This window comes from Patulibacter sp. SYSU D01012 (assembly GCF_017916475.1).
GTDB lineage: Bacteria > Actinomycetota > Thermoleophilia > Solirubrobacterales > Solirubrobacteraceae > Patulibacter.
Genome location: NZ_JAFMTB010000001.1, coordinates 1,389,126 through 1,402,096, shown reverse-complemented (window position 1 = coordinate 1,402,096; position 12,971 = coordinate 1,389,126). Strand labels below are relative to the sequence as shown.

Here is a 12,971-nt window from a genome sequence, read left to right as displayed (position 1 = left end):
GCTAGCACCGGCCGGGCGCCGGCCCGGAGCGGACGACGTGCGCGGCGACGGCGAGCGCGTCGTGGACGGCGCCGACGTCGTGGACCCGGAAGACGGCGGCGCCCGACGCGAGCGCCAGGACGTTCGTGGCGATCGTCCCCGCCAGCCGCTGACGCGGGTCGTCGCGGCCGGTGATGCGCCCCAGGAAGCTCTTGCGCGAGGTCCCGACGAGCACCCGCGGGCCGATGGCGACGATCTCGTCCAGCCGGCGCAGCAGCTCCAGGTTGTGCTCCTGCGTCTTCGCGAACCCGATCCCCGGGTCGACGTCGATCCGCTCGATCGGGATGCCCGCGGACACGGCGGCGGCCACCCGCTCCTCGAGGTACGCGCGCACGTCGTCGACGACGTCGCCGTACTGCGCCTGGGCCTGCATCGTGCGCGGGTCGCCGACCATGTGCATGAGGCAGCAGGACGCGCCGCGCTCGGCGACGAGCGGCGTCATGTCGGGGTCGAGCAGCATGCCCGAGACGTCGTTGACGTACGTGGCACCGGCGTCGAGCGCGGCCGCGGCCACCGCCGCCTTCGTCGTGTCGACGGAGAGCACGACGTCGGGCAGGCGGGCCGCCAGGGCCTCGATCACCGGGACGACGCGCCGCAGCTCCTCGTCCGCCGGGACCGGATCGGCGCCGGGCCGCGTCGACTCGCCGCCGACGTCGAGGATCGCCGCGCCGGCGGCCGCGAGCTCGAGGCCGTGACGCACCGCGGCCTCGGTGCCGAACCACTCGCCGCCGTCGGAGAACGAGTCCGGCGTGACGTTGACGATCCCCATGACGGCGAAGGGCGCGGGCACCGGTCGAGCGTAGCCCGGAACGCGCGACGGCGGCCCGGAGGCCGCCGTCGTGAGGATGCTGGGGCGGCGCCGCGGGGGCGCCGCCGGTCAGGCGATGCGGGGGCCGGCCGGGCCGTCGCCCGCGTCCATCGCGGTGCCCAGGCCCGGGCGGGGCAGCGGGCGCGGCGCGGGCCGCTCGCTGCGCGCGGCCTCGTCCTCGGCCGCGGCCGGCAGGCCGGTCGACGCGGGCGGCTCGTCGTCGAAGACGTCCTCCTCGCGGCGTCCGTCGAGCAGGGCGAGGAACTCGTCGCGCTCGATCGTCTCGCGGCGGATCAGGATCTCGGAGATCGTGTTCAGCGCCTCGCGGTGGTCGTTGAGGATGTCGGTGGCGCGCTGGTGCGCGTCCTCGACGATGCGGCGGATCTCGTCGTCGATCTCGCGCGCGATCTCGTCCGAGTAGTCCGGCGTCGAGCTCATGTCGCGGCCCAGGAACGGCTGGCCGTTGTCGTGCCCGAAGACGCGCGGCCCGAGGCGCTCGCTCATGCCGAAGCGCATGACCATCTGCTTCGCGGAGCCCGTGACCTTCTCGAGGTCGTTCGACGCGCCGGTCGTGATCTCGCCGAAGACGATCTCCTCCGCGGCGCGGCCGCCGAGGGTCATCGCCATCTGGTCGAGCAGCTGCTGGCGCGTCGTGAGGAACTTGTCCTCGGACGGCATCGAGATCGTGTAGCCGAGCGCCTGCCCGCGGCCGACGACGGAGATCTTGTGGACGGGGTCCGCGTGCTCGAGGAAGTGGCCCACGAAGGCGTGGCCCATCTCGTGGTACGCGGTGATCTCCCGCTCCTTCTCCGTCATCACGCGGGTCTTCTTCTCGGGGCCCGCGATGACGCGCATGATGCCCTCCTCCAGCTCGTGCTGGCCGATCTGCTTCTTGCCCGAGCGGGCGGCGAGCAGGGCGGCCTCGTTCACGAGGTTGGCGAGGTCGGCGCCGGTGAAGCCGGGGGTCTGGCCCGCGAGCGTCTCCGTGTCGATGCCGGGGGCGAGCGGCTTGCCCCGCGTGTGCACGTCGAGGATGCGGGCGCGGCCCTTGCGGTCCGGGCGGTCGACGACGATCTGACGGTCGAAGCGGCCCGGGCGCAGGAGCGCCGGGTCCAGGATGTCGGGGCGGTTCGTGGCGGCGATGAGGATGATGTTGTCCGTCATCGTGAAGCCGTCCATCTCCACCAGGAGCTGGTTCAGCGTCTGCTCGCGCTCGTCGTGCCCGCCGCCCATGCCGGCGCCGCGGTGACGACCGACGGCGTCGATCTCGTCCATGAAGATGATGCAGGGCGAGTTCTGCTTCGCCTGCTCGAAGAGGTCGCGGACGCGGCTGGCGCCGACGCCGACGAACATCTCGACGAAGTCCGAGCCGGAGATCGAGAAGAACGGCACCCCGGCCTCGCCGGCGACGGCGCGGGCCAGGAGGGTCTTGCCGGTGCCCGGAGGGCCGAAGAGCAGCACGCCCTTCGGGATGCGCGCGCCGAGCGCCTGGAACTTCTTCGGGTTCTCGAGGAACTCCTTGATCTCGTGGAGCTCCTCGACCGCCTCGTCCGCGCCGGCGACGTCGCGGAAGGTGATCTTCGGCGTGTCGGGCGACATCCGCTTCGCCTTCGACTTGCCGAACTGCATGACCTTCGATCCGCCGCCCTGGACGTTGTTCATGATCAGGAACCAGACGGCCAGGATCAGGACGAACGGGATGATGTAGACGAGCGCGCTGACGAGGCCCGACGTCTTCGACGACTTGATGTCGAACGTCTGGATGTCGCGCTGCTTCTGCGCCTGGTCGAGCTGGGCGGTCAGGACGCTGCCGTTGTCGCGCTCGTAGCCGACCTCGTACTTGTTCCCGTTGTTCAGCTCGACGTCGAGAGCGTTGTCCTTCGTCTTCATGACGACGCTCTTGACCTGCTTGTTGGCCAGCTGCTCCGTGAACTGGCCGTACGTGTACTTCTCCTTGCCCTCGCTCGCGAACAGCTGCTGCGCGAAGAACGCGAGCAGGAGCACGATGAGGATGGGGAAGAGGGCGCTCTTGAAGAACCGGCTCATTGTGGGTGACCGACTGCGGTCCCCCTCACGACGAGCGAGGAGCGAAGCCGGGGCACTAGCGTAGCAACGCCCCTGTAACCGTCACGCCGCCTGGGGGTTAGCACGGACCCCGCGCTCCGCACTAGCCCGCAGCCGCGATGGCTTCCTCGGTCAGCGCGGCCACGTACGGCAGGTTGCGGTAGCGCTGGGCGAGGTCGAGGCCGTAGCCAACCGCGTAGCGGTCGGGCAGCTCGAACCCGGTGTAGGCGATGGGGATCTCCACCTCGCGACGGCTCGGCTTCGTCAGCAGCGAGCAGATCTCGAGCGAGGCCGGGTTGCGGGAGCGCAGGTTGCGCAGCAGGTACTGCAGCGTCAGGCCGGAGTCGATGATGTCCTCGACGATGAGGACGTGCTTGCCCTCGATCGACCCGTCCAGGTCCTTGAGGATCCGCACGACGCCGCTCGAGCGCGTCGCGGAGCCGTAGGAGGAGACCGCCATGAAGTCGATCTCGCACGGCACCGTGATCTGGCGCATGAGGTCGGAGACGAAGAGGACGGCGCCCTTCAGGACGCAGACGAGCAGGATCTCGCGTCCCTCGTAGTCCTTCGAGATCTCGGCGCCGATGTCGGCGATGCGAGCCTGCAGCTCGTCGGCCTGGATGAGGATCTCGCCGATGTTCGGGTCGCGCACCCGCCCCAGTGTAGGCCCTGCGGCGCGGCCCCGCCCTGTCACGCGCCCGCGCCCCCGGGGCCGTCGGGACCGTCCGCCGGGGGCGGGGGATCGGCGGCCCGGGCCGCCCGCGGCGGTGACGGCGCGCAGGACAGCTCCTCCCCCGCGACCGTCGCCCGCACGCCGTCCCCCAGGTCGAGCGCCGCCGTGCCGCGCGGCCCGGGGTCGAGCGCCAGCACCTCCTCGAGGCGCGCGCCGACCCGCGGGCAGGGACGGTCCACGGCGCGTTCGGCCAGGAGCCGGAGCGCGCGGCGCGCGACGGCCGGCGGGGCGGCGGCGAGCGCGCGGCGGGGGGCACGCGGCGCGCGGCCGGGCGGGAGCAGCGCGATCGCGGACGCCCGGAGCGCGTCGTCGTCCTCGCGCGCCCGGTCCGCGCCGGCGACGAGCGCCGCCACCGCGCGGCCGTCGACCGCCTCCAGGCCGGTGAGGAGCGCCCGCACGCGGCCGCGCGGCGACGTCGCGTTGCCCGGGTCCTCGCGCCACGGCAGGGCGCGGGCCGCGCACCACGCGGCCGCCTCCTCGCGGCGGACCCCCGCCGCCAGGAGCGGCCGCACGACGCCGCCGTCGACCGCCGCCATGCCGGCGCGCGCTCGGGCGCCGGGGGACGAGATCGCGCGCAGCAGCACGGTCTCCGCCTGGTCCGTCGCGGTGTGCGCCACCGCCACCGGCGTGGCGGGGCCGCCCCAGGCGTCGGCGGCGGCGCGCAGGACGGATCGCCGGGCCTCGCGCGCCCAGACGGCGGGCGACCCGGAGGAGGCGTGCGGCCGGCACAGGCGCTCCGTACGGATCGCGGCGCCGAGCCGCCGGGCGAGCCGAGCGGCGTGCACGGCGTCGGCGTCGGCATCGCGGCCGCGCAGGCCGTGGTGCACGTGGACGGCCAGGACGGCGTCCGCGCCCGCCAGCGCGACCGCCGCCGCGAGCAGGCAGACCGAGTCGCGGCCGCCGGACACGCCGACGACCACGGGGGCGCCCGGCGGCAACAGCTCCGTCCCGGCGACGCGGGCCACGAGGTCGGGGGCCGTCCGCGTCACGGACGCCGTCGTCCGTCGGTCGTCGCCGACCGACGCGTTGTCCGGCGGCGGGATCCGTGTGGACCCCGCCGCCCGCGGGCAACGCGTCCCGCACCGTCGGCCGTCGACGCACGTTCGCCGGGCGAACCGCGCCTCGCGGACGTCACGTCCACGTACCGGCCGGGAGTTGGTGTACGCCCATTCATACGCCTCGGCCGCCGGGCCGTCAAGGTCGCGTCAGGCGCGGTCGTCGGCGCCGGGGGCGGCACCGCCCGCCGCCGCCTCGAGGCGGGCGATCCGGGCCTCGAGCTCGTCCACCCGCCCGCGCAGCCGGCGCAGCTCCTCCGTGCCGGCCGGGCGGACGTCGTCGAGCGAGCGCCCGAGCCGGCCGACCGCCTGCCCCACCTCCTCGGCCAGGGCGCCGGCCTGGCTCGACCCGGCCTGCCCGAGCTCCTCGAGCGCGCTGCGGACGCGCCCGACGACGGCGCCGAGCTCCTCGGCCAGGTCCTGCGCCCGCGCGCGGGTCGTCGCGGGCGCGCCGGCGGTCGCGGACAGGGCCTGATCGACCGCACGACGCACCGCGTCCACCCGGTCGGAGCGGCGCGAGCGCGCCTCGTCGGGTCGCGGGGTGTCGGCGTCCGGCTCCACGGGCGTCAGTCTATCCTCGGCCGTCCCCGTGACCAGCTCCGCGCGTCTGCCGTCCGTCCTGCGGCTCGTCAACCCCGTCGCCGAGCGCGCGATCCTCGTCGGCGACGCCGGACGCGCCCTCGAGCTCGCCCGGACGCTGCTCGAGAAGCCGCTCATGGTCAACCACGCCCGCGGGCTGTGGGGCTACACCGGCGCCGCCGCCGACGGGGCGCCCCTGACCGTCCAGTCCACCGGCACGGGCGGCCCGAGCGTGGCCGCGGTGCTGCGCGAGCTGCACGACGCCGGCGTGCGGCGCGCGGTCCGCGCCGGGTCCGCCGCGGCCCTGGACCCGGAGCGGGCGCCGGCGGGGAGCCTGCGCGCCGTCGCGGCCGCGCACGGGGCGGACGGCACCACGCACGCGCTCGGCGCCGCCGGCGGCCCGCTGCGCCCCGATCCGCTCCTCCACGCGCGGGCGCGCGAGGCCGGCGCCGCCGAGGTGGCCGTGGTGAGCGTGGATCTGCTCCCCCAGGACGGCGGCCCGGAGCCTGCCGGGGCGACGGACGCCGTCGCCGTCGACCGCAGCACCGCGCCCTTCCTGGCCGCGGCGGCCCGCCTGGGCGTGCCGGCCGCGGCGGTGCTCGCGTTCCCGCCCGCCGCCGAGGCGGACGAGGAGCGCGCCGCGTGGTGGCGGGCGGTCGGCGCGCTCGCGGCGACCGCGCTCGGCTAGTCGCCCGTCTTCGTGCCCGCGCCGTCCTTGAGCTCGCCGACGGCCGCCTGGATCTCCTCGAGCCGACGCACGATCTCCGCGTGGGCCCGGTCGTCGCCGCCCGAGGCCAGCGAGGAGAGCCGCTCGTCGAGCCGGTCCACCGCGTCCTCGATCGACTCGAGCCGCTGGGCGACGTTGCGGACGCGCCGCGTCAGCCGCTCCACGTCGGCGGCCGTCGGCAGGTTGAGCGCGCCGAACGTCGCCTCCTGCGCCTGGGTGGCCCGCTCGCGGACGTCCATCGCGCGCTGGACCGCGCCCGTGACGAGCGGGTTGCTCAGCAGCTCCTGCGCGAGCTTGCCGATCGTGTCCTCGCTCGCGCCGCGCACGCGATCGCGAAGGTCCTTCGACGGGGTGGACGGGTCGTCGGTCATGCGGGCTGCCTCCGGCGTCGGTGCTCGCGGGCCCGGGCGGGGCCGCGTGGGCGCACCCTAGCCCATGCCCGACAGGCGTCGTGCACGGGTTCAGAACCGGCCCGGAGCGGCCGATACCCGTGGTAGGGTGCGGCCCGGGGCTGGGACATGGCCGTGCGCCGTGTACCCACGAGGAGACCACGGAGACCTATGACGCTGTCGACACGGAAGCTGCTCGTCGGACTGTCCGCCGCGGGCGCGATGGCCGCCGGCTTCGGCGCGACCGTCCAGGCGGGCGCCCAGGCGCGGACGCTCGAGGTCACCCTCGCCGGCGGGCGCGTCCTGCAGATCACCGTCGACGTCCCCGTCAACACGCCCCTCGACCAGATCCCGCTGCCGGACCTGGGCGGCACGGTCATCCGCGTGCGCGAGGCCTCGGCCCCCGCCGCGACGACGGACGCCGCCCCGGCGACGCCGACCACCACCGACGCCGCGCCTGCCGCGCCCGCACCGCCCGCCACCACGCCGGGCGCGACGCCCGCCGCCCCGCCGGCGGGGACGACCACCTCGACCGCTCCGACGCCGTCCGCCGGCGACGAGGACGAGGACGACGCGAAGGCCGACAAGGCCGCGAAGCGCAAGAAGGCCGAGGCCGCACGGAAGAAGCGGGAGGCCGCCGCGGAGCGGAAGGCGCGACGCGACCGCACGGACGGACGCAAGGTCACGCGGACCGCGACGGAGCAGGCGACCCCGGCCACCCCGCAGGGGACCGCGACCACCGAGACCGCGCCGGACGCCGGCACGACGCCGGCGGACCCGCTGGCCGCCGCCCCCGTCGGCGTGCCCAACTACTTCATCGACAAGTTCCGCATCCCGCCGTTCCTGCTGCCGATCTACCAGGCCGCGGGCATCCAGTACGGCGTGCGCTGGGAGATCCTCGCCGCGATCAACGAGATCGAGACGGACTATGGGCGCAACCTGAACGTCTCGTCCGCCGGCGCGCTCGGCTGGATGCAGTTCATGCCCGCGACGTGGAAGCAGTACGGGGTCGACGCGAACGGCGACGGCAAGGCCGACCCGTACAACCCCGTCGACGCGATCTTCGCCGCCGCGCGGTACCTGAAGGCCGCCGGCGCGCAGGACGACATCCGCCGCGCGATCTTCGCCTACAACCACGCGGACTGGTACGTCGACTCCGTCCTGATGCGCGCCCGCGTGGTGAGCGGGCTGCCCGAGGACCTCGTCGGCAGCCTCACCGGGCTGACGCAGGGCCTGTTCCCGGTGGCCTCGGACGAGGCCTCCTACGCCGGCGACGACACCAACCGCAAGGCCCGCACGACGACCGCGACGGGTCGCAACGCCGCGAAGGCGGTCGAGTCCGCCGACCGCCGCGAGATCGACGTCGAGGCGCCCGCCGGATCCCCCGCCGTCGCCGTCCAGGACGGCACGGTCGTCGGGCTCGGCGAGAACGCGGCGCTCGGCCGCTACGTCCGCCTGCGCGACGTCTACGGCAACACCTACACGTACGCCGGACTCGGCCGGCTGGCCCGTCTGCACCCCGTCGCCAAGGACGAGGACGCCGCCGGCGCGGCGAGCGCCGAGGACGAGGGCGACGCGAAGGACCCCGCCCCCACGGCGGCCGCCACGGCCGGCGAGCAGCCGCGCAGCGGCGGCGCGCCCGACGCGACGGCGAAGCGGGCCCCGACCCCGGACGCGCAGGCCCCCCGCCAGGGCCCCGTCGCGACGGACAGCGGCGACGCCGCCGCGGAGGGCCGCGTGTACGCCAACCCCCTGCGCCCGAACGTGCGGCTGCAGGACGGCGACGAGCAGCCCGCGGCGGAGCCGGAGGACCACGGCTCGTACTCGAGCTACCTCGCCACGATCCCGGGCGGCCTGACCGCCGCCGACGTGCGCCTGGAGACGCTGCGCAAGGGCTCGCGGGTCATGGCCGGCACCGTCCTCGGCCGCATCGGCCGGCCCTCGGGCGACAGCGACGCGAAGCCGCACGTGCGCTTCGAGATCCGCCCGGCGGGCAAGGGCTCGCCGCGCGTCGACCCCAAGCCGATCCTCGACGGCTGGAAGCTGCTCGAGACGACCGCGGTGCTGCGCGCGAAGGACACCACGCCGCTGTTCCGCGCCGGCGAGGGCGCGTCGGCCGGCCAGATCCTGCTCATGAGCAAGGCGCAGCTGCAGGCGCGGGTCCTCGCCGACCCCAACCTGGACGTCTACGCGGCCGGCCGGCAGCAGATCCGCGCCGGCGCCGTCGACCGGCGCGTGCTCGCCACCCTGGAGTACCTGACGGCCAACGGGCTGCGGATCGGCGTCTCGTCGCTGCGGCGCCCCGGCGCCATCACGAGCGCGGGCAACGTCTCCGAGCACGACTCCGGCAACGCCGTCGACATCTCCTCCGTGAACGGCATCACGATCACGAAGGAGACGCAGGGCCCGGGCTCCATCACCGAGCAGACGATCCGCCTGCTGCTCGGCCTGCAGGGCACGATGAAGCCGCACCAGATCATCTCGCTGATGACCTTCGCGGGCGCCGACAACACGATGTACCTGCCGGACCACGCGGACCACATCCACGTCGGCTTCCGTCCCTCGGTGCGCGGCGACGCCGAGCTCGGCGAGCAGGTCGCCCAGATCCTCAAGCCGGGGCAGTGGATTAAGCTGATCGACCGGATCGGCGACATCGACAACCCCACCGTCCTGGAGACGCCGTCGAAGTACGCCGTCCGCACGCCGAAGGCGCAGGACCGGGCCCGCACGGGCGACTGACGCGGTGGCCGCCCGTCCCGGCGCGCTGCCGCCCGGCCCGCTCTTCCGGATCGTCCAGGTCGAGGTCGCCGGCGAGGTCGACCTGCGCGAGGGCCGCTGGACCGTCCGCGGCCACGCCAACCGGCCCGAGGCCGTCGTCGTCGTCGAGACGACGGAGCGGCCGCGGCGGCGCTTCGGGCGCCGCAGCCGTCCCGGCGACGACGACGGGCTGGTCCCGGTCGCGCGCCTGACCGTCGTCGACGCCGATCCGCTCGACGCCGACGACCCGGACCGCTGGCTGGCCGCGGCGAACGGCGCCGACGAGCTGCACGCCGCGCTCGCCACGCTGCGGCGGCTGCTGCACCTGCACCGCGTCGCCGCCGCCGAGCCCGACCCGCGGCCGCTGCGCGGCCGGGACCTCGTCCGGGCGACCCTCGCCTACGGCACCGGCGAGGAGGGCGCCTACGGCCGCTGGACTGCCGCGCGCCCGGTCGAGGTGCCCGCCCAGGCCCCCGAGCGCGTCCGCCGCAGCGGTCGCGGCATCGAGGCCGACGAGCGGCTCGCCGACCTGCTCAGCGGGCGCGACGCGGCGCTCGCCGGCGAGGTGCTGGCGCTCGCCGCCCGCCGCGACCTGGCCGACGGCCGCACGCGCGAGGCGGCGCTCGGCCTGCGGATGGCGCTCGAGGCCGCGATCGCCGAGCTGGAGCCGTGGCGCGACGCCCCGCACCTGGACGAGGCCCTCGACGCCCTGCGGGACGCCCGCCCCGCGGTCGCGGCCGCCGCGGCCGCGGCGGTGCGGGGCGGCCTCGACGACGCGCAGCTCGAGGACGTGCGGGTCGTGTTGGGCACGCTCTTCGTGGCGCTGGGCCGCCGGGCCGGCGGGCGGCGCGTCGGGGAGCGGGCGGCGCTGCCGCCGCGGCGGGACGCCCCGCGCTAGGGCCGGGCGCCCGGCCCCGCCGCGGCCCGCACGGCTCGCGTCCCGTCAGTCGCCGAGGCGGTTGAGGGCCGCGACCAGGCCCTCGAGCTCGTCCACCACGTCGCCGCGCAGCCGCACGGCCGCCGCGTCGTCGTACGGGGTGTCCCCGATCGTCACCACGGCGAGCTGCCCGCCGCGCCGCAACGTCGTGGCCGGCAGGTCGGACACGGGCCAGACCTCGAGCGAGCTGCCGATGCAGAGCAGCAGGTCGGCGCCGCGCGCCAGCTCCTCGGCGCGGCGGATCGCCGCCTCGGGCAGCAGGTCGCCGAAGAGGACGACGTCCGGCTTCAGCACGCCCCCGCACGCGGGGCAGCGCGGCACGCCGTCCGTGGCCTCCTCGATCAGCCGCAGCACCCGGCCGAGCGGCGTGCGCTCGCCGCACGCGGGGCAGTGCGCCCCCGCGATGCTGCCGTGCAGCTCGACGACGTCGGGGAAGCCGGCCCGCTGGTGCAGGCCGTCGATGTTCTGGGTGAGCACCACGTCGAGGTGCCCGCGGGCCCCCAGCTCGACCAGCGCGTCGTGCGCGCGGTTGGGCGCCAGGCCGCCGTAGCGCGCGAAGCGGTCGCCGTAGAAGGCCCAGAAGCGCTGCGGGTCGCGGCGCCAGACGTCGACGTGCGCGACCTCCATCGGGTCCACGTTCGCCCACAGCCCCGTGCCGGGGGTGCGGAAGTCGGGGATGCCCGAGGGCACCGAGATGCCGGCCCCCGTCAGCGCGACGACCGAGCCCGCGTCGCGCACGAGGGCGGCGAGGCGGTCGAGGGCGGCGGGGTCGGTGGCGGCGTCGGTCATGGAGCTCCGTCCCGTCCGGCGTCGGCGCCGGACGGGACGGACCAGAGGCTACTTGCCCTGCCAGCGGGCGTCGCGCTTGCCGAGGAAGGCCGAGATGCCCTCCTTGGCGTCCTCGGAGCCGAAGATCTCGGCGAAGCCGTCCTTCTCGGCCTCGATGCCCTCGTCCAGGTCGGCGACCGTGCTGACCTGCTTGATCTTGCCGACGGCGAGCGGGGCCTGGCCGGCGAGCCGGCGCGCCCAGTTCAGGGCGACGTCGATCAGCTCGTGGTCGTCCACGACCGCGTTGACGAGCCCGTGCGCGTAGGCCTCGTCCGCCAGGATCGGATCGCCGACGAGGTTGAGCTCGAGGGCCTTCGCGTCGCCGACGAGGCGCCGCAGGCGCTGCGTGCCGCCGAAGCCCGGGATCAGGCCGAGCTTGACCTCGGGCTGGCCGAAGACGGCGGAGCGCGCGGCGATGCGGATGTCGGTCGCCAGGGCCAGCTCGGAGCCGCCGCCGAACGCGATCGAGTTCACCGCGGCGATCGTCACGATGCTCGAGCGGCCGAACTCGCGGAACACGGCGTGCGCGTCGTCCATGAGGCCCTTGCCGCCCGACGCGTCCATCGTCGTGAACGCCTTGATGTCGGCGCCGGCCGAGAAGACGGCGGACATCGGCGAGGCGGACGCGAAGACGACGGCGCGGGCGCCCTTCGCCTCGAGGTGCTGCCAGACCGTCTTCAGGTCGGCGACGACCTGGGGCGAGATCGAGTTCATCGGCGGGTTGTCGAGCCACGCGATGACGGCGTCGCCGCGCGTCTCGAGCTTGACCTTCTCCGCCGGCTGCTCGTCGTCGTACTGCGGGTACGTGTAGAAGCCCTGGCCGCTCTTCGCGCCCAGACGGCCCTGCGCGACCAGCCGGCGCAGCAGCACCGGCGCCTCGAACCGCTCGCCGTGCTCCTCGGCCGCGGCCTCGAAGCGCTCGAGGATCGTGTCGAGGCCGTCGACGTCGGCCTTCACCAGCGGGGGCAGGATGCCGCGGCGCGGATCCAGACCGGTGCCGGCGGCCATGCCCAGGTCGACGTCGCGGTGGCCGCAGACGCCCTCCTCGATCAGCAGCGCGGCCTCGCGCACCTGCGCCAGGTGGGCCAGGTTGGCGATCGCGTCGACGTCCGGGTCGGCGTCGCCCTCGACGTTCGGGGACCCGTCGGCCTTGTAGAAGCCCTCGCCGGTCTTCAGGCCCAGGTCGCCCTGCGCGACGAGCTCGCCCTGGCGGCGGTGCGCGTAGAAGCGGGCCGCCGGCGAGGTGTCGCCGCCGTCGTACTCCTCGACCATCTGCGCCTGCAGGTGCTGCGAGGGGTCCAGGCCCAGGGAGTTCATCAGCGTGAACGGGCCCATCGGCAGGGTCTTGCCCTTCAGGCCGTCGTCGATCTTCTGGATCGACAGGCCGCCCTCCTCCTGGGCGCGGAAGATCTCGGAGATCCCGGCCGCCAGGATGCGGTTGACGACGAAGCCCGGGCACTCCGCGACGACGATCGGCTGCTTCTTCGTCAGCTGCGCGAAGGCGTAGGCCGTCTGCACCGTGTCGGGGGAGGTGAGCTCGCCCTCGACGATCTCGAGCAGCGGCATGACGGCCGCGGGGAAGAAGTAGTGGCAGCCGATGACCTTGTCCGGGCGGACGGTCGCGGCGGCGATGTCCGAGATCATCAGGCCCGAGGTGTTCGACGCGAGGATCGCGTGGCCCGGGGTGACGGCGTCGAGCTCGGCGAAGACCGCCTGCTTGATCTCGAGCTTCTCGGGGACGGCCTCGATGACGAAGTCGACGTCGCCGAAGCCGTCGTAGCTGAGGGTGCCGTGGATGCGGCCGACGATCTCGTCGACCTGCGCGGCGGCCTGGGCCTCGTCCAGCTTGCCCTTCTTCACGAGCTTGCCGACCTGGCGCTCGGTGACCTTCCGCGCCTCGGCGATCCCGTGGTCGACGAGCTCCTGCTTGACGTCCTTGAGGACGACGTCGAGGCCGGCGGCGGCGATCGTCTGCGCGATCTGCCCGCCCATGGTCCCGGCGCCGACGACGGCGGCCTTGAAGATGAACGACATGGCGGCTCTGCTGCTCCTGGA

General features: G+C 75.0%; 11 protein-coding genes. 3 read left to right on the top strand and 8 right to left on the bottom strand.

The window, feature by feature from the left end; translation table 11 throughout:
• Window position 1 precedes the first annotated feature (1 nt).
• The 5 genes from folP to J3P29_RS06345 form a co-directional block, all read right to left on the bottom strand.
• Window positions 2-829, bottom strand: coding sequence for a dihydropteroate synthase (folP, locus tag J3P29_RS06365; protein ID WP_210492189.1), 828 nt, complete (start codon window positions 827-829; stop codon window positions 2-4).
• An 87-nt stretch (window positions 830-916) separates the two neighbouring features.
• Window positions 917-2,893 (bottom strand): ATP-dependent zinc metalloprotease FtsH, encoded by a 1,977-nt coding sequence (gene ftsH, locus J3P29_RS06360; protein WP_210492188.1) that lies wholly within the window; start codon window positions 2,891-2,893, stop codon window positions 917-919.
• 121 nt (window positions 2,894-3,014) lie between these two features.
• On the bottom strand, window positions 3,015-3,563 hold the full coding sequence (gene hpt / locus J3P29_RS06355; protein WP_210492187.1) for a hypoxanthine phosphoribosyltransferase: 549 nt from the start codon (window positions 3,561-3,563) through the stop codon (window positions 3,015-3,017).
• Window positions 3,564-3,601: 38 nt separating this feature from the next.
• Window positions 3,602-4,633: an ATP-binding protein gene (locus tag J3P29_RS06350; protein WP_210492186.1), complete on the bottom strand. Its 1,032-nt coding sequence runs from the start codon at window positions 4,631-4,633 to the stop codon at window positions 3,602-3,604.
• 216 nt (window positions 4,634-4,849) lie between these two features.
• A complete protein-coding gene (locus tag J3P29_RS06345) occupies window positions 4,850-5,260 on the bottom strand; it encodes a hypothetical protein (protein WP_210492185.1) in 411 nt (136 codons plus the stop codon).
• 28 nt (window positions 5,261-5,288) lie between these two features.
• On the opposite strand from J3P29_RS06345, the gene J3P29_RS06340 reads away from it, so the two are divergent.
• Entirely contained in the window at window positions 5,289-5,966 is a 678-nt protein-coding gene (locus J3P29_RS06340; RefSeq protein WP_210492184.1) for a hypothetical protein, read from the top strand.
• On the opposite strand, the gene J3P29_RS06335 is transcribed toward J3P29_RS06340, so the two are convergent.
• Window positions 5,963-6,376 (bottom strand): hypothetical protein, encoded by a 414-nt coding sequence (locus J3P29_RS06335; RefSeq protein ID WP_210492183.1) that lies wholly within the window; start codon window positions 6,374-6,376, stop codon window positions 5,963-5,965. The two genes, J3P29_RS06340 and J3P29_RS06335, sit on opposite strands and share 4 nt — an antisense overlap.
• A 189-nt stretch (window positions 6,377-6,565) precedes the next feature.
• Between J3P29_RS06335 and J3P29_RS06330 the strand changes: the two genes are divergently transcribed.
• On the top strand, window positions 6,566-9,133 hold the full coding sequence (locus tag J3P29_RS06330) for a lytic murein transglycosylase (protein WP_210492182.1): 2,568 nt from the start codon (window positions 6,566-6,568) through the stop codon (window positions 9,131-9,133).
• Between the two features lie 4 nt (window positions 9,134-9,137).
• The gene (locus J3P29_RS06325) at window positions 9,138-10,049 is read left to right on the top strand and encodes a hypothetical protein (protein WP_210492181.1); all 912 of its coding nucleotides are present in this window, start codon (window positions 9,138-9,140) and stop codon (window positions 10,047-10,049) included.
• 45 nt (window positions 10,050-10,094) lie between these two features.
• Here J3P29_RS06325 and J3P29_RS06320 read toward each other — a convergent pair whose 3' ends face one another.
• Window positions 10,095-10,877 (bottom strand): NAD-dependent deacylase, encoded by a 783-nt coding sequence (locus J3P29_RS06320; RefSeq protein ID WP_210492180.1) that lies wholly within the window; start codon window positions 10,875-10,877, stop codon window positions 10,095-10,097.
• A 48-nt stretch (window positions 10,878-10,925) separates the two neighbouring features.
• Complete coding sequence (locus J3P29_RS06315; protein ID WP_210492179.1) at window positions 10,926-12,950, bottom strand: 3-hydroxyacyl-CoA dehydrogenase NAD-binding domain-containing protein; 2,025 nt, start codon at window positions 12,948-12,950, stop codon at window positions 10,926-10,928.
• Window positions 12,951-12,971 lie beyond the last annotated feature (21 nt).